At 61.2% G+C, this 25,983-nt stretch carries 24 protein-coding genes, 1 tRNA gene and 2 pseudogenes; 8 read left to right on the forward strand and 19 right to left on the reverse strand.

Annotation, left to right across the window (positions count from 1 at the left end; all coding sequences use genetic code 11):
• Positions 1 to 502: 502 nt before the first annotated feature.
• From ACVMIM_RS15260 to ACVMIM_RS15300, 9 genes are all read right to left on the reverse strand, one after another.
• Positions 503 to 892: a hypothetical protein gene (locus tag ACVMIM_RS15260; RefSeq protein ID WP_476112929.1), complete on the reverse strand. Its 390-nt coding sequence runs from the start codon at positions 890 to 892 to the stop codon at positions 503 to 505.
• 50 nt (positions 893 to 942) lie between these two features.
• Positions 943 to 1,734, reverse strand: a complete 792-nt coding sequence (locus ACVMIM_RS15265) for a hypothetical protein (RefSeq protein ID WP_476112931.1) — start codon at positions 1,732 to 1,734, stop codon at positions 943 to 945.
• A 111-nt stretch (positions 1,735 to 1,845) separates the two neighbouring features.
• Complete coding sequence (locus ACVMIM_RS15270) at positions 1,846 to 2,385, reverse strand: hypothetical protein (protein WP_476112932.1); 540 nt, start codon at positions 2,383 to 2,385, stop codon at positions 1,846 to 1,848.
• Positions 2,386 to 2,491: 106 nt separating this feature from the next.
• Entirely contained in the window at positions 2,492 to 3,232 is a 741-nt protein-coding gene (locus tag ACVMIM_RS15275) for a hypothetical protein (RefSeq protein ID WP_476112934.1), read from the reverse strand.
• Positions 3,233 to 3,263: 31 nt separating this feature from the next.
• Positions 3,264 to 4,046, reverse strand: a complete 783-nt coding sequence (locus ACVMIM_RS15280) for a hypothetical protein (RefSeq protein WP_476112936.1) — start codon at positions 4,044 to 4,046, stop codon at positions 3,264 to 3,266.
• Positions 4,047 to 4,063: 17 nt separating this feature from the next.
• The gene (locus tag ACVMIM_RS15285) at positions 4,064 to 4,294 is read right to left on the reverse strand and encodes a hypothetical protein (RefSeq protein ID WP_476112938.1); all 231 of its coding nucleotides are present in this window, start codon (positions 4,292 to 4,294) and stop codon (positions 4,064 to 4,066) included.
• 336 nt (positions 4,295 to 4,630) lie between these two features.
• Positions 4,631 to 5,500, reverse strand: a complete 870-nt coding sequence (locus ACVMIM_RS15290; RefSeq protein ID WP_476112940.1) for a ParB N-terminal domain-containing protein — start codon at positions 5,498 to 5,500, stop codon at positions 4,631 to 4,633.
• Between the two features lie 805 nt (positions 5,501 to 6,305).
• Positions 6,306 to 7,814 carry a recombinase family protein gene (locus ACVMIM_RS15295; RefSeq protein ID WP_476112941.1) on the reverse strand — a complete coding sequence of 503 codons (1,509 nt, stop codon included), beginning with the start codon at positions 7,812 to 7,814 and terminating at the stop codon, positions 6,306 to 6,308.
• Positions 7,815 to 7,865: 51 nt separating this feature from the next.
• Positions 7,866 to 8,207 (reverse strand): DUF2147 domain-containing protein, encoded by a 342-nt coding sequence (locus tag ACVMIM_RS15300; protein WP_476112943.1) that lies wholly within the window; start codon positions 8,205 to 8,207, stop codon positions 7,866 to 7,868.
• A gap of 119 nt (positions 8,208 to 8,326) precedes the next feature.
• Here ACVMIM_RS15300 and ACVMIM_RS15305 point away from each other — a divergent pair, with 119 nt between their 5' ends.
• The 3 genes from ACVMIM_RS15305 (at position 8,327) to ACVMIM_RS15315 (ending at position 10,473) form a co-directional block, all read left to right on the forward strand.
• Positions 8,327 to 8,515 (forward strand): hypothetical protein, encoded by a 189-nt coding sequence (locus tag ACVMIM_RS15305; protein ID WP_476112945.1) that lies wholly within the window; start codon positions 8,327 to 8,329, stop codon positions 8,513 to 8,515.
• A 124-nt stretch (positions 8,516 to 8,639) separates the two neighbouring features.
• Positions 8,640 to 8,906 (forward strand): sel1 repeat family protein, encoded by a 267-nt coding sequence (locus tag ACVMIM_RS15310; protein WP_476112946.1) that lies wholly within the window; start codon positions 8,640 to 8,642, stop codon positions 8,904 to 8,906.
• Between the two features lie 445 nt (positions 8,907 to 9,351).
• On the forward strand, positions 9,352 to 10,473 hold the full coding sequence (locus ACVMIM_RS15315) for an ABC transporter substrate-binding protein (RefSeq protein WP_041002142.1): 1,122 nt from the start codon (positions 9,352 to 9,354) through the stop codon (positions 10,471 to 10,473).
• A gap of 51 nt (positions 10,474 to 10,524) precedes the next feature.
• Here the strand turns inward: ACVMIM_RS15315 and ACVMIM_RS15320 are convergent.
• The 4 genes and pseudogenes from ACVMIM_RS15320 to ACVMIM_RS15335 all read right to left on the reverse strand — a co-directional run bounded on the left by ACVMIM_RS15320 (position 10,525) and on the right by ACVMIM_RS15335 (position 15,178).
• Positions 10,525 to 12,488 (reverse strand): annotated as a pseudogene (locus tag ACVMIM_RS15320) (acetyl/propionyl/methylcrotonyl-CoA carboxylase subunit alpha).
• Positions 12,489 to 12,540: 52 nt separating this feature from the next.
• A complete protein-coding gene (locus ACVMIM_RS15325) occupies positions 12,541 to 12,918 on the reverse strand; it encodes a hypothetical protein (RefSeq protein ID WP_476112948.1) in 378 nt (125 codons plus the stop codon).
• A 119-nt stretch (positions 12,919 to 13,037) separates the two neighbouring features.
• Positions 13,038 to 13,568 (reverse strand): O-acetyl-ADP-ribose deacetylase, encoded by a 531-nt coding sequence (locus ACVMIM_RS15330; RefSeq protein ID WP_476112950.1) that lies wholly within the window; start codon positions 13,566 to 13,568, stop codon positions 13,038 to 13,040.
• A 2-nt stretch (positions 13,569 to 13,570) separates the two neighbouring features.
• The gene (locus ACVMIM_RS15335; protein ID WP_476112952.1) at positions 13,571 to 15,178 is read right to left on the reverse strand and encodes a carboxyl transferase domain-containing protein; all 1,608 of its coding nucleotides are present in this window, start codon (positions 15,176 to 15,178) and stop codon (positions 13,571 to 13,573) included.
• 233 nt (positions 15,179 to 15,411) lie between these two features.
• On the opposite strand from ACVMIM_RS15335, the gene ACVMIM_RS15340 reads away from it, so the two are divergent.
• Entirely contained in the window at positions 15,412 to 15,816 is a 405-nt protein-coding gene (locus tag ACVMIM_RS15340) for a hypothetical protein (protein WP_278049554.1), read from the forward strand.
• A 17-nt stretch (positions 15,817 to 15,833) separates the two neighbouring features.
• On the opposite strand, the gene ACVMIM_RS15345 is transcribed toward ACVMIM_RS15340, so the two are convergent.
• The 5 genes and pseudogenes from ACVMIM_RS15345 to ACVMIM_RS15365 form a co-directional block, all read right to left on the reverse strand.
• Positions 15,834 to 16,997 carry an isovaleryl-CoA dehydrogenase gene (locus ACVMIM_RS15345; protein ID WP_476112954.1) on the reverse strand — a complete coding sequence of 388 codons (1,164 nt, stop codon included), beginning with the start codon at positions 16,995 to 16,997 and terminating at the stop codon, positions 15,834 to 15,836.
• 49 nt (positions 16,998 to 17,046) lie between these two features.
• Complete coding sequence (locus ACVMIM_RS15350) at positions 17,047 to 17,694, reverse strand: TetR/AcrR family transcriptional regulator (RefSeq protein WP_476112956.1); 648 nt, start codon at positions 17,692 to 17,694, stop codon at positions 17,047 to 17,049.
• A gap of 17 nt (positions 17,695 to 17,711) precedes the next feature.
• Positions 17,712 to 17,828: pseudogene (locus ACVMIM_RS15355) on the reverse strand (hypothetical protein); the annotation flags it as partial.
• The gene (locus ACVMIM_RS15360; RefSeq protein ID WP_476112958.1) at positions 17,788 to 18,069 is read right to left on the reverse strand and encodes an acylphosphatase; all 282 of its coding nucleotides are present in this window, start codon (positions 18,067 to 18,069) and stop codon (positions 17,788 to 17,790) included. The pseudogene ACVMIM_RS15355 and the gene ACVMIM_RS15360, both read right to left, overlap by 41 nt.
• Before the next feature lie 102 nt (positions 18,070 to 18,171).
• The gene (locus ACVMIM_RS15365) at positions 18,172 to 19,284 is read right to left on the reverse strand and encodes a pyridoxal phosphate-dependent aminotransferase (RefSeq protein ID WP_476112960.1); all 1,113 of its coding nucleotides are present in this window, start codon (positions 19,282 to 19,284) and stop codon (positions 18,172 to 18,174) included.
• Between the two features lie 120 nt (positions 19,285 to 19,404).
• Here ACVMIM_RS15365 and ACVMIM_RS15370 point away from each other — a divergent pair, with 120 nt between their 5' ends.
• Entirely contained in the window at positions 19,405 to 21,084 is a 1,680-nt protein-coding gene (locus ACVMIM_RS15370) for a tetratricopeptide repeat-containing sulfotransferase family protein (protein ID WP_476112961.1), read from the forward strand.
• A 369-nt stretch (positions 21,085 to 21,453) separates the two neighbouring features.
• Here ACVMIM_RS15370 and ACVMIM_RS15375 read toward each other — a convergent pair whose 3' ends face one another.
• On the reverse strand, positions 21,454 to 22,647 hold the full coding sequence (locus ACVMIM_RS15375) for a porin (RefSeq protein WP_041002121.1): 1,194 nt from the start codon (positions 22,645 to 22,647) through the stop codon (positions 21,454 to 21,456).
• A 333-nt stretch (positions 22,648 to 22,980) separates the two neighbouring features.
• Here ACVMIM_RS15375 and ACVMIM_RS15380 point away from each other — a divergent pair.
• From ACVMIM_RS15380 to ACVMIM_RS15390, 3 genes are all read left to right on the forward strand, one after another.
• A tRNA-Ser gene (locus ACVMIM_RS15380) sits at positions 22,981 to 23,071 on the forward strand.
• Between the two features lie 388 nt (positions 23,072 to 23,459).
• Complete coding sequence (locus ACVMIM_RS15385) at positions 23,460 to 24,650, forward strand: porin (RefSeq protein ID WP_476112962.1); 1,191 nt, start codon at positions 23,460 to 23,462, stop codon at positions 24,648 to 24,650.
• Positions 24,651 to 24,892: 242 nt separating this feature from the next.
• A complete protein-coding gene (locus ACVMIM_RS15390) occupies positions 24,893 to 25,969 on the forward strand; it encodes a tyrosine-type recombinase/integrase (protein ID WP_476112963.1) in 1,077 nt (358 codons plus the stop codon).
• The last annotated feature ends 14 nt before the right edge of the window (positions 25,970 to 25,983 follow it).

The raw sequence follows: 25,983 nt of genomic DNA on the forward strand, positions 1-25,983 counted from the left end.
ATGGCATGCTTGGCCAGGTGATATGCCTGTCACTGACAACGAAGGAGTAAATCAGGGAACCGACTGCCAATGCCAACACGATCCCAAAGGTCCTGGCAAACCGGCGTGCCAAGTATCGGGCCTCACGTTCGAGCGGGCTTCGCCAGCGGCGCGGCCGCCAGGGCGGCGACGAGGAGGACTTGTTCGGGCGCGATTGCGGTGATGCGTGAGTGTTTGGCGGGCCGGGGCCGATGATCTCGTACAGCTTAGCCCACTGCTTTGCGCTCAGCCGTGTCCGTGGGCCGTACTTCATTAAGCGGCCGCGCATGTCGAGCAGGAATTGTCTCTGCCACTGGCTAAGCAGACCGCGAACAAGCGCAGCCTCGATACTGGACTTTAGGTCGTCCTCCGGCTCCATTTTGAATGCCCGTGCCCGCAGAAATACTTGTTAGATGATCAAGCGTGAACCCAATCTAATGTCTGAGTTGAATCTCACCGAGCTAACCGTGGTTCATCCTCCGGGTTAATCCGGTTCACGGCCTCGCGGCTCTTCCTCAGTCTGCATTTCGCGAGATTCCAAGTTTAAGACGTAAAACACATAGAATGCCAGTGAAATGCAGAGGTAGATCCCGCCTGCTGTAATGATCCACCCCAGTCCTGCTGCAGGATCGCCAAGAACTATGATCAGAGTGACCAACAGCAGGCTAAACGTGGTCCAAAACCATGCATGAATGTTATAGAGCAACCAGCCGACCAACCCACCCAGGACCACAGCAGGGGCTACTGTGCCGAACCCCCGGGCAAGTTTCAGCCCACTGGTTTGACGCATTTCAGAGGGCATTAACCACAAGGCCGCAACTAAAACGACTGCTCCCGCTACGGCGATCCGCCTGCCTGGGTGTTCGGAAAACATTTGTTACCCTCCGTCAGATATGAATTTGGCGGCGCAGTTCAGTTGCTCCGTCATACGTCGCGCTTGTCCAAATCGACGAGGAATTGATCTTTGCTCCGCGCATTGTAGGTGATGGCGGCTATCCCAGTTGCGGTGAAGGCAATTCCCAGCGGGTACACAAAGGCCAGCAACAAGAAGGATGTCGCGAACAGTACCCACGGATATTTCTGGACAAGCGGCATCAATCCCACGGCAATCAGGAAACGCATTTGGATATTCCAGGCGGATACCAACACCCGGCCAATAACCGGGATCAGCCCGTTAACGGAATTCTCGAATTCCTTTAGCGTTCCCGGCTTTGGCGCCTGAGTGCCGCCAGGACTCTCTGAGGGCTCGTTCGATGGTCCTGAATTATTTGCGTGACTGTCCATAGTACCCCCGTATTGGTGCAATCGGAGTACCGAATAGGCACGGCCTGCGTCAACTCTCCACGATAGCGCGGCCTCTCTGGTGGTCAGACTTTTTTCTTCCGAGGGCATGTGATTCATAGCGTGTCGGCAACAACGCCGTGCTTCAAAAGGAAAGCCGACATCATGGTCAACTACAGGGTAATGTTTTTTGGAAGACAGGGCCGCCTCGTCAGCAAGAGGATGGTCGCTTGCGAAGGGCATTGGGAAGCCTGCGAATGGGCGTGGAAACACAAGCCTTCTCAGGCGGGAGACTTCCACATCGAAGAGGCGGACCACGAGCATGATCCAGAGGCTCAACGTCGCAAGGACGATGAGACGATTAGTGCGGCCTTTCACATCCTCCGCAAGCGAGCCGGGATGATCGAGCGGCCATAGGTAGGGGCGGGGCACCATGCGAGACCTTAACGAAACGCAAGGTGCCCCACTCGCTCTCCCCAATCCCTGCGCTTTCCGCAGACCGAGTGGAGACAACGGACGGGAGCGTGGCCTCGGGAGAGAAACGGATTATGCGCCTTCCGCTATCGCCAGGGCGCTCTGATGTTGCGCCAGTTCAGTCTCGGCCAAGGAGTCGGCGGTATCTGTCACGTCAACCTCAGGACCGCTCAGGGCCGGGAAGAAGGACGTGAGTTCCGACTTGGTCACCTTAGGTGCCCCCGCCGTCAACTCGCGCAGTGGTTTTGTCTCGGCGGTATAGGCAAGGCCAGTCGCAGGGTCGTGGGTGCCACGCTGAATGCCCGCTCGGACCTCTGCTAAGGCCATGCGATCTGCACGATCAGCGGCGGCAGCAGCCTCAGCCTGACCGGGCCTGTCCGCGCCGTGCGAGCGCGTCCGAACGTCTACTTTGCGGATGGCGTCGCGGACCAACTGCATGGCCTCGCGTTCCTGCTTAAGCTGGCGCTCAAGCTCCTGGCGCTGACCCACAAGGCTCGAGTTCTCATTGGTGAGACGCGTGATTTCGGCATTAAGCCTGCCGATCTCGGTGGAGTTGTCCAGCGCGTCGAGTTGGGCGAGGAGTTCCTCGCGTGTGATGGGTTTCTTGGCCATTTGTTTTTTACTTCCTGTGATGTCTGGTTAGTGGGGCAGCAGGGCTGCGATGGTGGCAGCGGTCGCGAGGACCACGTAGATAGCGGTGAGATAGCCGATCATGGGATCAGAACTCATCCGCGTCAGGCAGAGACTGCCACCACCAGTCATAGGCCTGCGGTAGTCGGGCAGGGTCCAAACGACCAGTGACCACGTCGGACACAATGCGACGGGCGAACGTGTCATCCGTGCGGGAGGCCGCATAGACCAGAGAGGCCCAACGTTCGTCTCCGATGTGTACGGAAGCCACTGGCGAGGCCTCCATTACAGCCGTCTCGACAAGGGTTGATGCCGTCGCAGTGTCTACGCCAGTAGCATCAGAGAGGCGGGCGAGCGTGTCGTTGAAGTCGCCTGTTTCGACCAGGGCTTCCACGCCGTCCACGAAGGCCTCGGGGGTGAAGCATTCGGCAACGGCGTCGAGGGTCTCAGACAATGACGGGGTCGTGTCTTCGTCGTCCTTGATCTCAAGTTGGTCCTGGAGGGCCTCAAGTTCCTCGTCGGTCATCTCGTCGATGTTGATGTGTTCGAGAGGGTCGTGACCGGCAGGGATGGCTTCCGGGTTGAGGCCTGCGGTGGGGGAGAACGGAGCGGCCTCGGGGGACCCTTGAGGCGCCGCTGGGGCATAATCAGAAAGACCAAGCTCGGCTGCAATGTCGGCATCCACGTAGGTGTTGAGACCAGCCACGAAGACCTTGCCCTCAGGGGCAGGACCAGCGGCAGAGCCTGAGGCATAGTTCGGGTTGCTTAGCGTCCAGCCAGAGCGGGGTTCGTCAGGGCTCGGCCTGCGCATCATTCCATCATCGGACATGAGGTTATTTCCTTGGTGTTCAGTCGCTGCATCAGCAGCTGAGAAGCCCAGCGGCCTTGAGGGCCATCCGGGTGTAGTCGCGGAGGGTCAGGGACCGACCGTCATGGGTTGAGACGGGTGAGGACCAGAAGTCCCTGCCGTAGATCGTGTTGGCGTGGTGGACGAAGTCGCGGCCAAGGAGCCGGTGGGTTGCCCCTGAGGTTTCCTTGATTAGCTTCGTTCGACCGATGGCCTTGCGGAAGTCGCCTAGCAGGGCACCCGCTCGCGTTGTCAGGAACGCGTTGCGGTTCACCCACAGGCCCCCGGCGTGACCGGTGTCGTAGTAGACCGACATCCACCCACTCAGCGCCAGGGCGTTGGTGACCGCCTCGGTGTAGGTACGCTTGTCCTTGTGTTGCCAGTTGGCGAGGAGACCCTTGGCCTTGGCGATCTGCGGCAATCCCTTGTGGATGTCGGCGGGGCTGAGGCAGAAGGACGGTGGCTGCGACATGCGCCGTTCAAGGGCCTTGAGGTCCACCGCGATGCGCTCGGCCAGCTTAGCGTCCGTCTGGAGGTAGACGGTGACGGCGTGGCGGAAGATGGTCAGTTCGTTGCGTGACGGGAGGCGGGCCAGAGGGTCACCCCTAGAACTCGCGGCGTCCCTGTGGGTGCCACAGTAGCGGGAGACACCTGAGCGCAGCCGGTCACAGCCGGGGCAGGAGCAAGGCTTGCGTTCGTTGATGATCTGTCGGCGGCGCAACTGTGCGCCGTTGTCAGGGGCCTGGACACCAACACGCCAGTCGCGCGGGTGACCCCGAGTGACGGGAGATGACATGAGGGTTTCCTTGGGGTTTACTGGAACTGGCTGTAGTTCTTGAGGCCAGCGGTTGCGATGCCCGTAAAGGTGGAAATGGGGTTAGGCTTCAGCGCGTTGACGGTACTCTGGGCCTGTATCTGCTGGGACTTGCCAGTCATGATGTAGTTGGCCTTGGCACCGTCCATCTGGTCCTTGGCGTTGGCGATAGAGAGGGCAGTCTGTCGGGACTGTTCGGCAACGCGGAGACCAGCAGTGGAGCCGGTCATGCCAGCACCTGACGCGACAGCCGCCGATTTGGCACGGTCGCCCTCCAATTGGGCCTGATAACCATCCTTGAGGGCGGCGTTGGTGTTTACGATGAACTCGCGTTCGTTGGCGGCTTGCTGCAGATTGTAGTTGGTGACAGCAGCCTTTTGTTTGTCGCTCGCTATGGATGCCTCACCGGCAGCCTGAGCGGCCCCGGCAGCAAGACCGAGGACTAATCCGAAGTCACAAATGGTGACCTCCTATGATTGGTGTGGAGAGCCTCCGGGGAGGCGTAGGTAAGGGCCTAGCGTCATGCCCAGTTGGGCAACGCTACATGGGCAATATGCCCAGCCAGCTTAATAGTCGGGGTTGTCCCGTTCCTCGATCATCCGATCCAGATTGGCCGCGACATGCTCACTAAAGGCGGGTGCCGCAAGGAGCCACTCGGGGAAACGCTTGTCGAGGACCACAAGGGCCTCAGCCAGGATGTCCGCATTCTTGAACAACTGAGAGCCGAACGTCTTGCGGAGGCGGCGTTCGTAGTCCGAGACCATCTTGGAGCGCCAGCCGGGCACCGGCGCCTTGGGTGCATGGCCTTGCAACTCGTCTCGCGCATCCTGCCATGTGAGCGACATGAGATGCTCTTGCGTTGCTCCGGCCCCAAGGAGCCCGTCGCGAACCTTGCGCATGTTCTTTACGGTGCCATCAGCGACCGAACAACTGCGGCGTATGCGGTCGCGGGATAGGTCTGTGGTGACCGACAGGAACCATGCGCGGTCCAGCTTCTCGACAAGCGTCATGGGAAGGCGGTCCTTTGAGTTGGCCTCGACGGCGAACGCCAAGGCCTCCTCAAGTGTCCCTTCAAAGACCTTGACTGGCACGGCTGTGTGAACGCCAGAGCGGAGGTATGCGTGTCGACGGTGATGGCCATCGATCACATACCACCGGTCGCCCCCCCACCAGACCACCAGGGGGTCCAGGTAGTTAGGGTGGGACGGGGAGCCGATCGCGGCCATAAGGGTTTCAATGTGCCGCTCACCCTCCAGCTTGCGGCCTTCGAGTTCACGGGGCTGGAAGACTCCCGTCATTGACGTGACGCGCGAGGGGCCGGTGGGTCCCTTGAGGCTGAGATGGATTGGCAGAGGGCCGGGTGGGGCGGCACCGTGCGTTTCGAGAGCCTGCCGGATAACCCGGAGGGCCTCAGGGGTCGAGATTTGTTCCGTCATTTGGAACCTTTCAGGGGTGTTGGGTAGGCAACGCTACATGGGCAAAATGCCCAGTCCTAAGCGTTCTTCCCGTGTCGGAAGGCCTGGAGGTCATCGACAGTGTGTCGGAGGGTGAACCAATCAGGCAGGAGGTGTTGGGTGTCATTAGGGCGGCGGGTGCCAGCTTTGACGAAAGCCTCGACTTGTGACCACGTGAGATAGAGCGTGTCCGATGGGAGCCACCCGAGGAGCCGGAAAGACCAGAGTGTGGCCATGATCTCCTTGAGGGCGTCAATGCGGATGCGGTGGTTAGTGCGAACGCGTTCCATCTCAGGGGCGGCGCAGCCTTCGGGTGCCATGGCGCCGTTGTTACCGAGGCGCCGGGCGGCGCGCGTCATGCGGACGGGCAGGGGCGAGTCACGGTACCAATGGCGTCTACCGGCGTACGGGAAGGTCTTTGCGAGACTTGGGGTTTTCGTGGGGGTACGCAGGTCTTCACGGATGGCGAGCAACTCGGCGTCACCAGCCGCATCCACAGGTGCGGTGTGGGTCATGGGGTCCTAGATGTTGTGTGGTGGGAATAGACAAGCGTCAAATGTAGACGGCGCGAGCTTGGTGATCAGAAGGGACCACCAAGAGAAAAACAGGGAACAAATGGGAGGAAAGATGTACAAGCCGGAGTGGAGCTTCCCTGTTCTCCATATGAGGCTCTAATAGGCGGTGTGAGACCGGGTTGGCTTCACATTCTCCATATGACGACAGAAAGCGACAGCTAATATAAGTGGCCACTAATTTTATTCTTTCCTCTCTCTATATGGACACCTAATTAGCCGGGCTCTCCACTATGATCGAAGACGATAGTGTGGGTGTGGCCGCTGCGCATGGTTACCAGGGCGCGCCTCAGGGTCGCGCTTTCGCTCTCAAGATCGAGGCGTTCAATCAAATTCCCGAGCAACCCTTGCGCAGCCTTCCGGTCCTCTCGGGCCAGCCGCTCCATCTCTTCTTGGTCCGCCACGAAGTCGTCCACAGCGGCCTCGGCCTCAAGGAACCTCGCGTTGTTCTCGCGCATCTTTTCCAGTTCCCGGCGCTTCAATCCAATCTCTCGCGAGATGGCATCGGCCTGAGTTATCAGAACCTGCCGGACCCCAGCTTCTGAGGCATCGGCCACACCGGCTAGGACGTTGGCTCTCTTGGCTTCGAGGGTGACCAAGGTGTCCTCTATCGCCTTTACGGGACCATCAAGGGCGTCCATTTCCTGCGGTATAGGAACGGCCAGGAAGCCGACACGGCTGACCATTTCCCGCTCGAAGTCTTCATACCTCCAGTTGGGCGCCCGGCAGTCGGTCCGCTTGGACATCTTGCCGGTGCATGTGAGATAGCCGAAGGACCGACCATGACGCTTGACGGAAGTCACGGCCATTGAGGAGCCACACCCCGCGCAGTAGACCATGCGGCTAAACAGGTTCGTTGTGTTGCCCACCTGTCGGCTGTGCTGTCGCGCCTTTGTCCTCTGGCGTGAGGCCAGCCATTCACTCTCGGTGATCAGGGCAGGGAAGTAGCCTGGCACTTGTTCGCCTCGAAGCACAAGCGTCCCATAGGCGGCAGGATTGCGCAGCGTCTCGCCCACGACCACCTGAGACCACGTGCCACCTAAGGGACCTGGGATGCCCTTGGCGTTCAGGGTCTTTGTGATGGCGAGTTGTCCGAGACCCTGCTTTGCCAGATCGAACAATAGGCGAGCGTCTGCGGCCCTGGCATTAAGCTCTTGCGTCTCGCGGTCTATCCAAAAGGGAACCTTGGCGAGCTTGATGCGTCCCGCGCGCGCCTTCTCGGCCTTTCGCTTCCAGGCCTCTTGGACACGGTAAGACAACTTGGCGCTGTACTCATGGGCGGCTTGCATCGCCATGAGGGACATCATGAGCCCGGCGAAATTGTCGTCGTAGCCCTCGCTGGTATGGACGCGCTGGTCTGTCAAAGTCACCAGGGTAAGACCGGTGTCCAAGAGATCGAGGAAATAACGGATTGCCCTGGCTGGCTTGACGCGTGTGATGCGGTCGATGTTCTCGACGATGAGGACTACGTCATTCGGTATCTTACCAGACCGGACATCAGCCACGAAGGCACCAAGAGAGGCCTCTAGGTTCGCGCCTTTGAAAGCAGAAACGCCATCGTCCACCAGCAGGCGTTCGCGGTCTAGCGTCAGGCCGTGCTGGTTGCAGAACGCCTCGGCATTGCTGACCTGTCGGGCAAGGCTATCGCCTTGGGACTGCTTTCCCGAGGACCAGCGAGCGTAAGAGATCGCTTGGCGTCCTTTGAGATTGTGGGGATGCAGCATGGGGGCGTCTCCGGTTGTTCCTTGGAGACGCCCAGGTATCAGTCTGCAGAGTTACTGTCTAGTCCAGGTCTGGCTCTTGCAGATCAGGCCGCCGAGCACGCAACCGCTCATCTTGAGCGTTGTGCCTGTAATGGTCGCCTTGCCGGAATAGGTCTTGTCGTTCGCCGGGTCGGTGATGCTGCCGGCATATTTGTTGTCGCCGGTCGCCTTCAGCGAGCCGATCGTCTTGCCGGCATATTTGCCGGTCTTGAGCGTGATGGAGAACGAGCCGCCGCCGCCGATCGTCGCCGTCTCGCCCGATTGCGTCTTCCAACTGCCCTCGATCGGGTCGGCCCAGGCGGCGCCCGCCATGATCAAGGTGGCCGCCAGGACCAGGCTTATCTTTCGAAACATCTTGTCCTCCTCTCCCTAGGGGTCGCAGCGGACCGCCTTCCTGCCCCTTACGCAAAGGTAAAGCTAATCCAGCTCCGGCCAAAACGAAAGCGGTGCCGCGACGGAAGGTTGCAAGCATTTTGGCCACGCCGACGGCTGAAAATAAACGCGAACGGAAAAACGCTTCGGTTTCCGTGGTTAGCGAAATCTTGATTCCCAGCGCGGCAATTTTCATCGAATTTGAAGCAAAATGGCCGAAACGCTGGATTCCCATGCTTAACGAATTTCCGCGTTTACCTCTTGTTTTAGCTTTGTTTTCCTCAAATTAAGCAAGCCATTTAACGACGGATTCAAGGCCAGCCGTCATCCTCGAAAGGATCGAAAGAGCGGCCCGCCCCGAGGGATACCAAGGGAAAAAGGAGGCAGCTCTCGGGAGCCAGACAGGGGATTGAAATGGCACGCTTTGAAATGCTTGAAGACGGCTTCGGCGCCATGGGGGCAACTGCCCAGGCCGACATTCTTTTCGAACTGGGCATGATGTATGCGACCGGCCGCGACTGCGAGATCGATGTCGTTTCCGCCCACAAATGGTTCAACATCGCTGCGATCAAGGGCTCGGCCCGTGCCGCCGAGTTGCGCTCGGAACTGTCGGCCTCGATGTCGAAGCCCCAGATCGCCAAGGCGCTGCGCGAAGCGCGCGAATGGATGACGATGCACTGATCCTGCGGGTGTAGCGCCCGAAAGCCTTCAGCGGACAAGGCCGCGATAAGACGGCCGGTTGACAAGACCAAGAACGCGGCGGGTCAAAGAACCTCAAGCCGCGCCGGCCATGATCCCGAACCGAAGGTCCACGCAGTGAAAAGTGGAGTACGGTTTCGGATAAGATCATGGTCCACTAGAAACAGGGAAGCGAGCGGGTTTCAGGCGCGGGGGCGTCTGGTGAACTCGACTGCAAAAGCCGCGACCGGCGAAACAAGGCCGGCGCGGCTTTTTGCATTACGCGAGGTAATCACGCGGACGCGTGGCCCAAGGAATCCCGGCCGAAATGAACCAAAACCTTCCGAATTGTCCTCTCGACAGTTCCAGCGAAGGGTGAAATTGTCCCGGCTCTGTGAAAGAAGCGCGGCCCGGACGGCCATGCGCAAGTGGAGGAGTTCTTAAAGTCATGAAAAAATTGGGTATTTTGAGCGCGGCCGCATTTGGCCTGATGATGAGCGCCCCGGTTGCCTTCGCCGACGACATCACCATTTCGGTGGTCGGCCCGATGACCGGCCAGCTCGCCACCATCGGTGACCAGTTCAAGCAGGGCGCGCAGGCTGCCGCCGACGCAATCAATGCCGCCGGCGGCGTCAACGGCTCGCAGATCAAGCTCGATATCGAGGACGACCAGTGCGATCCGAAGCAGGCGGTGTCGGTGGCCAACCGCATCGTCGCCAATGGCGTCAAGTTCGTCGATGGTCATGCGTGCTCGGGCTCGAGCATCCCGGCCTCCGCCGTCTATGCGGAAGCCGGCACCCTGATGATGACCCCGGCCTCGTCCAACCCGGTGCTGACCGACGCCGCCGCCAAGGCGGGCTGGCCGACCATCATGCGCCTTTATACGCGTGACGACGCGCAAGGCGCCTTCATCGGCCCGTGGATCGCCAAGAAATATGCCGGCAAGAACGTCGTCATCCTGCACGACAAGAGCGCCTACGGCCAGGGCGTCGCCGATGCAGTGAAGGCGACGATGAACGCGGGCGGCCTCAAGGAGGTCGACTATGAAGGCATCAATGCCGGCGAGAAGGACTATTCGGCTCTCGTCACCAAGCTGAAGGAACTCAAGGCCGACGTCGTCTATTTCGGCGGCTACCATCCGGAAGCGGGCCTCATTCTGCGTCAGTCGGCCGAGCAGAATGTCAAGTTCCAGCTGATCATGCCGGACTCGATCGCCTCGCCGGAATTCTGGCAGGTCGCCGGCCCGGCCGGCGAAGGCACCATGTTCGTCTTCCCGTCGGACCCGCAGGCCAAGCCCGAAGCGAAGGACGCGGTCGCCAAGATCAAGGCCGGCGGCTTCACGCCTGAAGGCTTCACGCTGTTCTCCTATGCCGTGATCCAGGCCGTGGCCGAAGGCGTCAAGCGCGCCGGCACCGACGATCCGGCCAAGGTCGCCGAGGCTCTCAAGGACGGCAAGCCGATCAGCACCGTCGTCGGCGATGTCATCTTCGACGAGAAGGGCGACCTGAAGAACGCCAGCTACGACATCAACCAGTGGCACGACGGCAAATACGCGCCGATCAAGCCGTAAGTCGTTCTGTGTGCAGGCGAAATGGCCGGGCTTGTCCCGGCCATTTTTATTTTAGACTTGACGGTCCTCGACAAACCGCACCAGCACCGTGCCGTCACTCACTTGCGCGCCTTCGGCCGCGATCTCGGCGATCATCCCGTCATGCGGGGCGGCAATCGTGTGCTCCATCTTCATCGCCTCGAGGATCAGAAGCGGCTGGCCCTTGATCACGGCATCGCCTGCCGCGGCGCGCACCAGCTTCACCAGCCCCGGCATCGGCGCGCGCAGGCTGTCCGAGGCGGCTCCGGCCTCGCCGGCCTCGGCCAGCGGATCGGGAACCGCAAACGTATAACTCACCGCGCCTTCGAAGACGGTGACATGGCCTGGCCAGCGAGCGGTGTGCGGCATGGTCCTCAGATCATGCGTGTTCACCGCGTCATGCGGCGCCTCAAGCGCCACCTGGAAGCGGCCGTCCGGCCGCGCCGAAACCCTGGCCAGGATGTTTTCCTCGCCATGGCGCAGCCGGATGCGCGCGCGAGCGTGTGAAAATGCGCGTAACCCGAAAGGGTAGACCATGGATCGGCGGCTAGACCCCGCGCGCCGGCGTCCGTCGCGGCCAGAGCCGCCGCGGCGATCGTCTCGTCGCTCGGCGCGGGTATGGCGGTAAGCGCCTCCTGATGACGGCCAATCAGCCCGGTGTCGACATCGCCCGCCGCGAAATCGGGGTCGGCAGCAAGCGCCGCCAGGAAGGCGGTGTTGACGGTCGAGCCGGCCACTTCCGTCCGCGCTAGCATGTCGCGCAGGGCCTTGAGTGCCGTTGCCCGGTCCTTGCCGTGCACAACCAGCTTGGCGATCATCGGATCGTAGAAAGGCGAGATCGCATCTCCGGCGCGCACGCCGGTCTCGATGCGAATCGCGGTATTTTCCGGCGCCGCGTCGGGGAACTTGAGATGATGCAGCGTGCCAGTCGCCGGGAGGAAGCCTTTCGTGGCATCCTCGGCATAGAGGCGCGCCTCGAAGGCGTGGCCGGCAAGCGCGATCTCGCCTTGTGTTTTCGGCAGTTCTTCGCCGGACGCGACGCGCAGCTGCCATTCGACGAGATCGACGCCGGTGACCATCTCTGTGACGGGGTGCTCGACCTGCAGCCGCGTGTTCATCTCCATGAACCAGAAGCGGTCGGCCTTCAGGCCTTCGGAAGCATCGACGATGAACTCGATCGTGCCGGCGCCGGAATAATGGATCGCCTTGGCGGCCTTCACGGCCGCCTCCGTCATCGCCTTGCGCAGCGCAGGCGTCATGCCGGGGGCTGGCGCCTCCTCGATCACCTTCTGGTGGCGACGCTGCGCCGAGCAGTCGCGTTCGAAAAGATGCACCGCATTGCCGAAATTGTCGCCGAACACCTGCACTTCGATATGGCGCGGCTTGTCGACATATTTTTCGACGAGCACGCGATCGTCGCCGAACGCCGCTTTCGCTTCGCGCCGGGCGCCTGACAGCGCTTCGGAGAAATCGTCAGGGTGGTCGACGCGCCGCATGCCCTTGCCGCCGCCGCCGGCGCGTGCCTTGATCAGAACAGGATAGCCGATCTCGCGCGCCTTGGATGCGAGCAGCACGATTTCCTGCGCTTCGCCGTGATAGCCGGGCACCACCGGCACGCCGGCCTTCTCCATCAGCCGTTTGGCGGCGTCCTTCAATCCCATGGCGCGGATGGAGGCGGCGGACGGACCGATGAAGACGACGCCTGCCGCCGTCACCTGGTCGACGAAATCGGGGTTTTCCGACAGGAAGCCGTAGCCGGGATGGATGGCTTCGGCGCCGGTGGCGAGCGCCGCCGCCACGATCCTGTCGCCGCGCAGATAGCTTTCGCCGACGGGCGAGGGGCCGATACGCACCGCTTCGTCGGCCATCTCGACATGCAGGGCGCGGGCATCGGCATCGGAATAGACGGCCACGCTGCGCACGCCGAGCTTGCGGGCGGTGCGGATGACGCGGCAGGCGATCTCGCCGCGGTTGGCGATCAGGATCTTGCCGAACATGGAACCTCCCGGCTTTGCGTCGGGCGGCGCCAGTCCTGCAGGCGCCCGCCTATTATTTCGAAGCGGCGATGGCGCAGCCGCCGCTCGCGGTTTTGACCTTCCACTTTTTCAGGCCGTACTGGCAGTTGCGCAAGGCGATCTCTTCCGCCGCCTTCTGGGTCGGCGCATTGAGTTTTGCTCCACAGATTATGTAAAGATCGACGACGCGGGAGTAGAAAGTTGTCGCATAGGCCGAATGCCCGCCCGCCGCGATGTAGCCAAGATAGGCTTTGTAGCAGGCTTCCTTTGGATCCAGCGACAAATTTGGAGCAAACCGCTTGTCGCCGATCTTGCCCGCCAGTGATTCTGTCGCCTCTGCGGCCGGTGCGACAAATATTAGAAATCCTGAAAGTATCGAAATAATCAGCTTGCGGAAATGTTTCAAGATCATTTTCACCCAACCCCATTTGCCCAGTGCAAGATGAGGAATAGCGAATATTTTCTTTCTGCACCAGCGGGCGTCGGGGAATTCGCATTTGCCTGTATTGAAGGATCCTTTGGTGCATAAGTTCAGCGCTCCCAGGCGCCAGCAACGGTGCGCCGGTAAAGCTCCGCTGTCTGGTCGTCGAAGCAGCAGAAGGTAACCACCTCCGGCACCGTGTTATGTCTCAGGAAGTCGGCTGTCGTGGCCACGGCGATGCTGGTCGCTTCGTCCTTGGGAAAGCGGTAAATGCCAGTTGAGATCGCCGGGAAGGCGATCGTGCGACAGCCATGCGCGTTGGCGATTTCGAGCGAGCGTCGGTAGCAGGAGGCGAGCATCTCCGCCTCGCCCTTGCCGCCGCCGTGCCAGACCGGACCGACCGTGTGGATGACATAGCGCGCCGGCAGCCGATAGCCCTTGGTCAGCTTGGCATCGCCGGTCTTGCAGCCATGAAGCATGCGGCATTCGGCAACGAGTTCCGGGCCGGCCGCGCGATGGATGGCGCCGTCGACGCCGCCACCACCCAGCAGCGAAGAATTCGCTGCGTTGACGATCGCGTCGACCGCGAGCCTGGTGATGTCGCCAGTGTGGATGCGGATTCTGTCGTCGAAAGTGCTCATCGTTACATCCTGAACACGCCGAACTTCGTCTCCTCGATGCCGGCATTGAGCGCCGCCGAGAGGCTGAGCGCCAGCACCTCGCGCGTTTTGGCCGGATCGATGATGCCGTCGTCCCAAAGCCTTGCCGAGGAATAGAGCGGGTGACCCTCATGCTCGTATTTCATCAGGATCGGCTTCCTGAATTTGGCTTCCTCCTCGGCGCTCCATTCGCCGCCCTCGCGCTCGATGCCTTCGCGCTTGACCATGGCAAGCACCGTCGCAGCCTGCTCGCCCCCCATCACCGAGATGCGAGCGTTCGGCCACATCCACAGGAAGCGGGGTGAGTAGGCGCGGCCGCACATGCCGTAATTGCCGGCGCCGAAGGAGCCGCCAATGATCACCGTGAGCTTCGGCACCTTTGCGGTAGCGACCGCCATCACCAGCTTGGCGCCGTCCTTGGCGATGCCGCCAGCCTCGTACTTTCGCCCGACCATGAAGCCGGTGATGTTTTGCAAAAAGACCAGCGGAATGCCGCGCTGGCAGCAAAGCTCGATGAAATGCGCGCCTTTCAGCGCGCTCTCCGAGAAGAGCACGCCGTTGTTGCCGAGGATGCCGACCGGCATGCCATGCAGATGCGCGAAGCCGGTAACCAGAGTCGTGCCGTAATTCTGCTTGAACTCGTCGAACTCCGAACCGTCGACGAGACGCGCTATCACCTCGCGCACATCATAGGGCTGGCGCAGATCCGTCGGCACGATGCCGTAGAGTTCGCTCGGATCGTAAAGCGGTTGAATCGGCTTCTGCAAATTCAGGCTTAGAGCCTTGTTTCGATTCAGGTTCCGGATGATACGCCGGCAAATGGCCAGTGCATGCTCGTCATCCATGGCGTAGTGGTCGGCGACGCCGGAAAGCCTGGTGTGGACATCGGCGCCGCCGAGCTCCTCGGCGCTGACATCCTCGCCGGTTGCGGCCTTCACCAGCGGCGGGCCGCCGAGGAAGATGGTCGCCTGGTTGCGCACCATGATCGTTTCGTCCGACATCGCCGGCACATAGGCGCCGCCCGCCGTGCAGGACCCCATCACGCAGGCGATCTGCGGGATGCCGGCCGCCGACATGTTGGCCTGGTTGTAGAAAATGCGGCCGAAATGCTCGCGGTCGGGGAAGACCTCGTCCTGGTTGGGCAGATTGGCGCCGCCGCTGTCGACGAGGTAAACACAGGGCAGATTGTTCTGCAGCGCGATCTCCTGCGCCCTGAGATGCTTCTTCACCGTCAGCGGATAATAGGTGCCGCCCTTCACCGTCGCGTCGTTGACGACGACCATCACCTCCGTCCCCTCGACCCGGCCGACGCCGGTGATAATGCCGGCCGACGGAATGTCCTCGCCATACATCGACCAGGCCGCGAACTGGCCGACCTCGAGGAAGGGCGAGCCGGTGTCGAGCAGTTGCGCCAGTCGCTCGCGCGGCAAAAGCTTGCCACGCGAGACGTGGCGTTCGCGCGCCTCATCGGAGCCGCCGCGCTCGACGCTTGCCGCCTTCTCGGCGATGTCGTCGACCAGCGCTCGCATGCGCTCGGCATTGGCGCGGAAGCTGTCGGAGGAAGGGGAGATCTGCGTTTGCAGTGTGGCCAATTTGTTCCTCACACCTCTTGATGCCGTAGCGGAACCAGTGTAACAGCCCGCGCCCGGATGCTGCGTGCTAGGCGCGGCATCTTTTTTACGTATGACACCCTCAGGAGGCGACGATGGAAAGCATGGATATGCGTTTCACCAGATGTCTCCCTTCGGCCATGGCCTGACGCCGCCGAAGGGCGGTCTTCCACGTCCCGACTCTGAGCAAGAGGAACACGGCGCCCGCAGGCGCTGTGGGTGTCATCATGTATTTGCGGTTTGTAACGCCGCTGATCCATCCGAACAGCCGGGTGGAGACCGGCTTTTTTCATGCGTCCTGGTACCTGTACCGGATCGGATGTCCGGACTGGATCCATAACGAGCTGAACGATCAGTTCGACTGGTTCAACCGGCATCTGCCCATTCCAGGCCGGGTTGGCCGGCATTTCAAGCGCCGGAATTCGATCTGGGGCATCTGCTGGTTCCATCCGGACGCCAGGGAAGCGATCAGTCGTGCGCGTTATTGCGCCTGGCTGATCGAAGAGGGCGGATTGCCGGTGCGCCCGATCACGTCGGCGCGTCAACGCGAGGTCCTGTGGCGCGATGCGCATCAGATCGTCGCCAAGCCGACCGACGAGCTGCCCAAGGCATTCGGCTGAGATGGCGGAGAGAGACATCACAACCCCTCCGCCATGATCTCCCGGCCGATCAGCCAGCGGCGGATCTCGCTGGTGCCGGCGCCGATCTCGTAGAGCTTGGCGTCGCGCAACAGCCGTCCCGCCGGATAGTCGTTGATATAGCCGTTGCCGCCGAGAAGCTGGATCGCGTCGAGCGCCATCTGCGTCGCCTTCTCGGCCGCGAAGAGCACGCAGCCGGCGGCGTCCTTGCGTGTGGTCTCGCCGCGGTCGCAGGCGGCCGCCACAGCATAAACGTAAGCCCGCGCGGCGTTCATCGTGGTATACATGTCGGCGAGCTTGCCCTGCACCAGCTGGAACGTACCGATCGGGTGGCCGAACTGCTTGCGCTCATGCACGTACGGAACAGCGATGTCCAGGCAGGCCGCCATCAGCCCGATCGGCCCGCCCGAAAGCACCGCGCGCTCATAGTCGAGCCCCGACATCAGCACCTCGACGCCACGTCCTTCCTCATGCAGCACGTTCTCGAACGGCACCTCGACATTCTCGAAGACGAGTTCGCCCGTGTTGGAGCCGCGCATGCCGAGCTTGTCGAGCTTCTGCGCGACCGAAAAGCCGGCCATCGTCTTCTCGACGATGAAAGCGGTGATACCGTGCGAATGGCGCTCCGGATCGGTCTTGGCGTACACCACCATCGTTCCGGCGTCCGGGCCGTTGGTGATCCACATTTTTGAGCCGTTGAGCACATAACGGTCGTCGCGCTTTTCGGCGCGCAGCCTGAGTGACACTACGTCCGAGCCGGCGCCCGGTTCCGACATCGCCAGCGCGCCGACGGTTTCGCCCGAGCAAAGGGCGGGCAGATACTTCTCCTTCTGCGCCGGCGTTGCCCAGCGGTTGATCTGGTTGACGCAGAGATTGGAATGCGCGCCGTAGGAGAGGCCGACCGAGGCGGACGCCCGCGAAATCTCCTCCATCGCCACGACATGCGCGAGGTAGCCCATGCCGCTGCCGCCGAAATCCGCATCGGCGGTGATGCCGAGCAGGCCGAGCGCGCCGAGCTCGGCCCACAGATGCGCGGGAAACTCGTTGGAGCGGTCGATCTCGGCCGCGATCGGCGCGATCCTGTCCTGGGCGAAGCGCCGCACCGTATCGCGCAGCGCCTCGATGTCGGGATCAAGTCCGAAGCTGAGCGTGTTCGTGTACATGCCGTTCCTCCCTGCGCATGCCCCGGCCTTGGCGGGGATCATGCCCGTATCAGAGTGCCACGGCGTCTCCGGCGCGGCCGAAAGGACGCGCGGTGCCATGGCTGATTGTCGCGCCGACCAGGCGCATTGTCATCGAAAGATATGATGCCGTGACTTCAGCGATCGACAGCCGTTCGCCCGGACGGAACCAGACGATGACGCCGGTCATCATCTGGATCAGCGCCATGGCGGTCAGGCCTGTATCGTCGATCTCGAAAGCACCGGCTTCGGCGCCGTCGCGCAGGATCTTGCGCAATTCCTTTTCGTAGGCCGTGCGCATCTTGAGGATCTGCGTTAGCCTTTCATGCGACAGGCTGCGCAATTCCATGTTGGAGACATGGGTGGCGTGACGCCGTTCGATGTGGAAAGCGATATGGTTTTCGACATAGGCGGCGAGCTGGCTTACCGGATCGGTGTTGGCTGGCCGCACTGCGCTCCAGGCCTCAAGCAGGCCTTCCATATGCTCACGCATCAGCGTGAACAGAAGGTCCTCTTTAGTCGGGAAGTAGCGATAGAGCGCTGCCGCCTGCACGCCGACCTCCGCCGCCAGCTGCCGCATCGACATCGCCTCGTAGCCCAGCCGCGCGATCAGGTTGACCGCCGCCTCGCGGACGGCCGCTTCGGTCTTTTCCCCGTCGGAACCTGTTGTGCGCGCCATGTTCGCCTCCGATGGAATTAATAAAACGAACGTTCAATTAATTCAAGGTGCATTATATGATCATCCACTCTGGTTTGCGGAAGCGAGATGAGACTAGACGATGATCCGGAAATCCGTCGCCGCGTCGTCGGCCACCTCCTCGATCTCGACCTTCGAGACGAGCGCGCCCCGCGGCCCTTGCCACAGGCGTTCGATCATCGCGGTGACGGCGCCGTCGGCGCCCGCAATCAGCGCGGTCACCGAGCCGTCACGCTCGTTGCGCACCCAACCCGTCAACCCGAGACGGATGGCTTCGCCGCGCGTCCAGACGCGGTAGCTTACACCTTGCACAGTACCGGAAACGCGCGCCCGGACGGCTCTTTGCTCACATTGCATCGTCCGCTCCAGAATCTTCCCCATCAATCTGGAGCACGAAAGGTCAAATGCAACCGGCTTTGCGCGCCTGCTGGCAGCCGCAAGCATGCAACCGAGGTTCGGTCAGTTCCCCCGCGCCGCCGCCAGGGCGCCTGGCAGTTCCTCGGCGAAGATGTCGAGCTCATGGTCGAGGCCGACGCTGACCCTAATGCAGCGGTCGAGCCTTGGCGCCATCGGCTTGCGGATGAACACGTCGCGCGACAAGAGCTTCTGCATCACCTTCAGCGCGAAGGCGCCGTCACGGCCGCAGTCGATGGTGACGAAATTGGTCGCCGACGGCAACGGCTTGAGATCGTTCTGCCTGGCGATGTCCGAGATGCGCTCGCGGCCTGCCGCCACACGCGCCGCCACCGAACGCAGATAGTCCTGATCGGCAAGTGCCTCGAGACCGGCGATCTGTGCCATGCGGCTGACGCCGTAATGGTTGCGGATCTTCTCGAAATCGCGGATCACCTCCGCTTCCGCGACCGCATAGCCGCAGCGTATGCCGGCCAGTCCGTAAGCCTTGGAGAAGGTGCGCATGCGGATGACGTTCGGCCGCGCGACATCGATCGCCGGCAGCGCCGAGGCCGGTCCCAACTCGCCATAGGCTTCGTCGAGCACCAGCATGGTGGTTTCGGGCAGCGCTTCGATGAAGCGGACGACATCCGGCGCTTCCCACCAGCTTCCCATCGGATTGTCGGGGTTGGAGAGATAGACCAGCGGCGCCTTTTCGCTGATGACCTTGGCGAGAAGCCCGTCCAGGTCCTCCTTATCGTCGGCATAGGGGACCGTCACCAGGCGGCCGCCGACGCCGGCAATGTGGAAATTGAAGGTGGGATAAGCGCCGAGCGAGGTGACCACCGCGTCGCCGGGGCCGACATACATGCGCGCCACCAGGCCGAGCAGGCCGTCGATGCCTTCGCCGACGACCACATTTTCAACGGCCACGCCGTGATGCGCGGCCGCTGCAACCTTCAGTTCGTAATTGTCGGGATCGCAATACATCCACTGGTCGCGCGCGACGCTCTCCATACGGGCAATGACGCGCGGCGAGGGGCCGAAACTGCTTTCATTGGCGCCGATGCGGGCGCGGAACGGCCGCCCGCGCTCGCGCTCCTGCGCCTCCGGACCGACGAACGGCACCGTGGTGGGAAGCGCACCGATGATCGGCGTGAGGGAAGGGCGACGAAGCATGGCATAGGCTCGCGTGAGAAAAGGGGCTTCTTGCTAGCGTGAGGCGAGGATGGCTGCAAGCCGCAGTCTCTACACAGAGCTTGGACTGGATTCCGTCGCTGCATTTTGCTAGCAGACGCCATGAACAATCGTCTGCCGCCTGCCTGGTCCAAACACCTCAAATCCGGCGCTATGCCGAAACCCAGATGGCCCCAGGCAGGCCCGCCACAGCCGAGCCTCCAGCAGGCAAATTCGCTTGCCCGCGCGCAGGCCGACGACGCGTTGCTGATGAAAGCTTATGAGCATCAGCAAGCCAAACGACTGGATGAAGCGCAGGATCTATGCCTCCAAGTGCTGGCTCGAAGGCCAAACCATCCGCTGGCCCTATACATTATGGGCACCGTTTGTCTGGGCTACGATGACGAGGCGGCTCTGCGCTATTTCGGACGTGCAATCGCTGAGGAGCCTAAGAATCCTTATTACCATCTCAGCCTCGGCGAGGCCTATGGCAAGCTGAGCGAATATTCGGCGGCGATCAACCATATTCAGTATGCATTGGAAGTGCAGCCGGATCTCGTCGAGGCGCTTTGTGCCTTGGGGCGCGTCTACACACAGTTCGACAAACCTGATTTGGCTTTGCCCCTGTATGAGAAGGCGCTGAAGATCAATCGCGACCATCCCAAGGCGCGGATCGGAATAGCGGCCGCGCTCACTGGCCTCGGGCGCATGGATGAGGCCGCTTCCTATCTCAGAGAGGCGATCGAACGTCGCATCGATGCGGCGGCCGCCTACTACGACCTTGTGCAAACCCAAAAGTTCACCGAGGAGCCCGCCGAACTTCAGGCGATCCTTCGCGAGCTGAACAGTCCGGGGCTTAAGCCGGAGGCCAGAGCGAGTCTCAACTACGCCGCCGGTAAGGTGGAAAACGACCTCAAGCGCTATGCGGAAGCCTTCGGCCATTTCAAGAAAGCGAAGCAAGCGGAAGGTTACAAATTCAACATCGATCAGTATCGTCGTTTCATAGATCTGACGATTCAAACCTTCACGCCGGAGTTGTTTGCCGCAAGGTCTGGTTACGGCAATCCTTCCGAAGCGCCTGTGTTCGTGGTGGGCATGCCGCGCTCGGGCACCACGCTTACCGAACAAATCTGCGCCAGCCATCCCGAGGTTCATGGCGCCGGAGAGCTTAGCAAGCTGAGACGGGTTGCGAATGCAATCGGCCTGCAACCCTCCGTCTCGGATTTCAACAAGCCGATCATGACGATCACCGAGGGCTTGTCGAAGACTTTGGCCGAAGAACACCTTTCCTATCTGCGGGAGCGCGCCCCGAGGGCGCAGCGCATCGTCGACAAGATGCCGCATAATTTCGAATTGATCGGCCTCCTCACCCTGCTCTTTCCCAAGGCGCGCATCATTCACTGTCGCCGCGATGCCATTGATAACTGCGTATCGTGCTATGTCCTGCCGTTCAGCTCAGCGCACAGCTACAATACGGACCTGCAGGCGCTAGGCCTCTACTATCGCGAATACGATCGCTTGATGCGTCACTGGAACGAGGTTTTCCCGGGCCGTATCTTCGAGAATCGCTATGAGACGCTTGTGGAGGACCAGGAGGCACAGTCGCGCCGGCTCATAGATTATCTCGGGCTGCCATGGGATGATGCATGCCTTCGTTTCTTCGACAGGGAAGGGGCGGTCACCACCCCCAGCCGCTGGCAGGTTCGTCAGCCGATCTACAAATCGTCCGTGAAGCGCTGGAAGAACTACGAAAATGAGATCCAGCCTTTGATTGAGGCCTTGGGCGACCTCGCCGACACCTGATCTTCAGCAGAGCCACGGTGAGGGCATGGCGGCGCGCAGGAGGCGGCTTGAGAGCGCGTCGGGGTTCCGTTCTTCGATGCATCCGGCCGGTTTCGGCAAACAGCAATCAGCCGCAACTGACCTGAACCGAATCCATCCTTGAAAAATAACGCTTCGATCGCGCCGCGGCTTGCTTCCGTCCGAGCGTGCGCGGTGCTGCGACAAGTTCGCGATTTCTGACGGTTTCGACCACCGCTTCGGACGTGGATCGCCAAGCGGTTTGCGGATGAGCTGCAGGGCGCGGCAGCGAAATCGCTCATAGCCGGGCCGCTCAATGAAAAACCCGGCGGTTGCCCGCCGGGTTTCCTATCTACCCAGAAGTATCTGGGCTTAGAAGTCGCGCTGGAAGCGGAGGATACCGCCGACGCTGTTCTTCTTGGTGGCTGGCGTCCAGGTCCAGTTCTCCGGACCAGCGTCGCCAAACCGGCCCGCATGGAGATAGTCAACTTCGGCCGTGACGGTAAAGCCCGGAACAACAGTGTAAGCCACGTTTGCGGCAACTCCGAGGTTCTTCCACTCGTCAGCAGAAATCTGAGCGTTGAACGATGCCTTTTCGTTGAACTTGTAGGTGCCGCCGCCCCACACTGCCCAATTGCCGCCCCACGGTTTGTAGAAGCCGCGACCGCCTGCATAGTCGACGAAGCTGGTGTCGCTGAGATGCTTGTCGGAGCCGTAGCCAGCCATGATGAACAGCGACAGAGCATCGTTGACATTTACGTCCAGGCGGACCTTGCCGGATACTTCTTCGTAGTTACTGTCATAAGCAACGACGCCCGTGATCGCACCCCAGCCCTGCGTCCACTTCACGCCGCCGACGATGTGCGGAACATAGGAGTCGATTGTGCCCGCGCCGTAGTAATGGCCGTAGTGAGTGCCGTCCACCGGGGTGCCGGCGCCCGAGCCTTCTTCGAGCGAGACCACTGCCGAGAAGCCGTTGCCAGCGTCGAAATAGTACTGGATCTCGTTGGTCTGGAACCCGCCATAGGGGATCAGCGTATCGTTGATGACGTTGCCGGCGTAGCCGATGAACGTATCGAAGGCGGATTCGTCTAACCCAACGCGCAAGCCGCCGAGCTGGACATAAGCGAAATGCAGGTCGAAGCCCTTGTTCCCGGCCGCGTTCACGAAAGGCGCATAGTCGGCGTTGTGGTTGCCGAAGTTCATGCGCATTTCGGTATAGGTCTTCAACGTACCGAGCTCGGTTTCCTGGCCAGTCCAGGTCTTCAGAGTGAAGCGCTCGTTCTTCAGCCAGGTTCCCTGGTCCTTGCCGGTCTTGACGTCGCCGCCACGGGCACCGTCGAACGAACCGAGGTCGCCGCCAGCGGCGTCGTAACGGACATAGCCGCCGATGCGCAGGCAGGTCTCGGTGCCCGGGATGTAGAAGTAGCCGGCGCCGTAGACGTCGCAGATCTTGACGTATTCGGCCGGTTCCGGCTCGGCGACGGTCACCGCGTCGGCGGCGCGAGCACCGGAAACTGCGACGAGAGCCGCAGCTGAGCCGAGAAGAAGGCTCTTGATGTTCATTTTCTGACCTCCAGTCAGAATCGAACGCAAGCGATGTGAACTTTCGACCGAAATTTTGGGCAACGCCTTGTTAACAGGCTATTTTTTGCTCCGGTACAGCGAAGCGAAGGGCGTCTGCCGGCGATTGCGTGTCCGTTTCCGGTCTACGATGGCGCTCCAGTGAAGGCGCCGCTACCTGGCCCGAAAAGGCCCACAAGTCACGATCCGCCACGTCTGGCCGAATGCGATGCCGATGCTCCACCCCTTCCGAAGCTGCCGGCCAGACGATTTTTCGGCGATTATGGCGCCGGCTTGTTGATTGTGCCCGCGCTTTTCTTTATCCAGCGGCGCGACGGAGAGGTGGCCGAGTGGTCGAAGGCGCTCCCCTGCTAAGGGAGTAGAGGTCAAAAGCTTCTCGTGGGTTCGAATCCCATCCTCTCCGCCATCTTCCCCTGCGCTATGCGCAACAAGCCCCTTCGCAAGGCGATTCTGCGGCAACAAGCAGACAGGGCGACTCGCCGGGACGCCGCAATTCAGCCGGCCGATCGCCGGATTCGCCCGGATTCGATTGTCTCGCTGGCCTCGATGGTTAACGAGAGCTTTCTGAGTGAGGCCAAATCGTGTCATTTGTGCAACAACGCCCCGCGATAGCACCCGGATAGCCCTCGCGGCGGTACGATCGTGGTTGAACGGCGCCGGCTCATGGGTAATGTCAGCTTCGAAGGAGCGGCGCGGTGCGCATCTTTTTCGGTAGTGGGGATGGGGCAGGGAACGCTGTCCTTCAGCAAAAAATACCCAGACCCGTTTTTTAACTTTTGACTGGAGGTCAGAAAATGAACATCAAGAGCCTTCTTCTCGGCTCAGCTGCGGCTCTCGTCGCAGTTTCCGGTGCTCGCGCCGCCGACGCGGTGACCGTCGCCGAGCCGGAACCGGCCGAATACGTCAAGATCTGCGACGTCTACGGCGCCGGCTACTTCTACATCCCGGGCACCGAGACCTGCCTGCGCATCGGCGGTTATGTCCGCTATGACATCGCCGGCGGCGACCTTGGTTCCTTCGACGGTGCCCGCAGCGGCGACGTTAGGGACGGCGACGACCAGGGCACCTGGAAGAAGAACGCCCGCTTCACGCTGAAGACCTGGACCGGCCAGGAAACCGAGCTCGGCACGTTGAAGACCTATACCGAGACCCGCTTCAACTTCGGCAACAGCAACTCCGACACTTCGCCTTTCGTCAATGCCCCCGGCAACTCCAGCTCGCTGAACTTTGCCTGGATCCAGCTGGGTGGTCTGCGCGTCGGTAAGGACGAATCGGCCTTCGATACGTTCATCGGCTACGCCGGCAACGTCATCCAGGATACGCTGATCCCTTATGGCGGCTTCGACACCAACGTCGTGCAGTACTACTTCGACGCCGGCAACGGCTTCTCGGCCGTGGTCTCGCTCGAAGAAGGCTCGGGCGCCGGCACCCCGGTGGACGGCACTCACTATGGCGCTTATTACGGCGCAGGCGCGATCGACTCCTATGTTCCGCACATCGTCGGTGGCGTGAAGTGGACGCAGGGCTGGGGCGCGATCACCGGCGTCATCGCCTATGACAGCAACTACGAGGAAGTGTCCGGCAAGGTCCGCTTGGACGTGAATGTCAGCGACGCCTTGTCGCTGTTCATCATGGCCGGCTATGGCACGGACGACAATCTCAATGACACCACCTACTTCCACTATGCGGGCGGTCGCGGCTTCTACAAGCCGTGGGGCGGCAACTGGGCTGTGTGGGGTGGTGGCTCCTACAAGTTCAGCGAGAAGGCCTCGTTCAACATCCAGGCCTCGGCTGACGATTGGAAGAACGTCGGCGTGGCGGCAAACGTTGCCTACACTGCCGTTCCTGGCTTCACCATCACGGCTGAAGTGGACTACCTGCATGCAGGTCGCTTTGGCGATGCTGGTCCGGAGAATTTCTCCTGGACGCCGGCCACCAAGAAGAACAGCGTCGGCGGCATCCTCCGCTTCCAGCGCGACTTCTAAGGGCTGGAACCCTACAGGTGAAATCCGGCCCGGGCGCTTACACGCCCGGGCCGTTTCGTTTCGCGATTGGTCAACACTAACGAAAGGATGGGGGTGAAACGGTAAGCTGATGATCCCGTAGGATGGTTTCGTGGGATCCGCCTCTTGGTGGATGGAATCACAACTGCGTGATCAAAACTCTTGAAAGGATGCTCCCGAGCGGTTAGGGCTGAACCCCTTAACCACAGGGGGTGTGGCTAGAAATGTCGAACGAAGCGGTTCAAGAGGCCGAGGCCTCTGGTCATTTTGCGGTATTTTCTTCTCAGAATTCGAATTTTCGATACACCTACAACAAGATCAGAGAAGTAAAGTCGTACAGGATCGGGGAGCTTTTCGCAGCTTATCGAGATATACTCTGGGACGACGGGCGGCACAAATACAATGTCAGCTCGTTCATCGGTGAAATAGACGAGATCCTGCTTGGAGAGCGTTTCAGCACCTTTGACCAGAACACCCTGGACAATCTTATCGGTACGTTGCGCCAACGCGGCAACAGCAATGCAACCATCAATCGCAAGATGGCTGCCCTCAGCAAATTGCTGCGTAAGGCGCATAAGATGGGAGATATCCACAGCCTGCCAGAGTTCCGCCGCCAGAAGGAGCGGGCGGGACGGATTCGTTTCCTCGAAAGGGACGAAGAGGCAAGGCTGTTCGCGGCGATCAGGAGCCGCAGCGAAGATGCCTACCGGCTTTCAGTCTTCCTGGTCGATACCGGCTGCCGTCTCGGCGAGGCGCTCGGCCTGATCTGGAATGACATCCAGGAGCACCGGGTCTCTTTCTGGATCACCAAATCCGGCCGCAGCCGCACCATTCCGATGACCGAACGCGTCAAGGAAGTCATCAAGCTGCCGCCGAGCACGGAAGGGCGCCGGCCGAAAGGCCCGTTCGCCGTGCTGACCCAAGCGCAGTATCGCGCGATCTGGAACGAGGCGAAGACGGAAGTCGGTCTCGGCGCCGACGAGCAGGTGGTGCCCCATATCCTGCGTCACACTTGCGCGTCACGTCTCGTCCAGGGCGGGATCGACATCAGGCGCGTCCAGATGTGGCTGGGCCACCAGACACTGTCGATGACCATGCGTTACGCGCATCTTGCCACCAACGATCTCGATGGCTGTGTCGTCGTTCTGGAGAAGCCGCGCGGCGATGAAGCCCCGCCGCGGCCGGCGGAGAACTCCGTGTTCGCGTCGCCCCTGACCACGCCGACCCCCGCCCGATCGTCTCGGAAAGCGAAAGGATCGGAACCGGTCAAGGTGTCCCGCAAGCGCTCGAAAGGCGAATAGGCCGGTCGCATCCG

This window comes from Mesorhizobium sp. USDA 4413, from assembly GCF_056280365.1.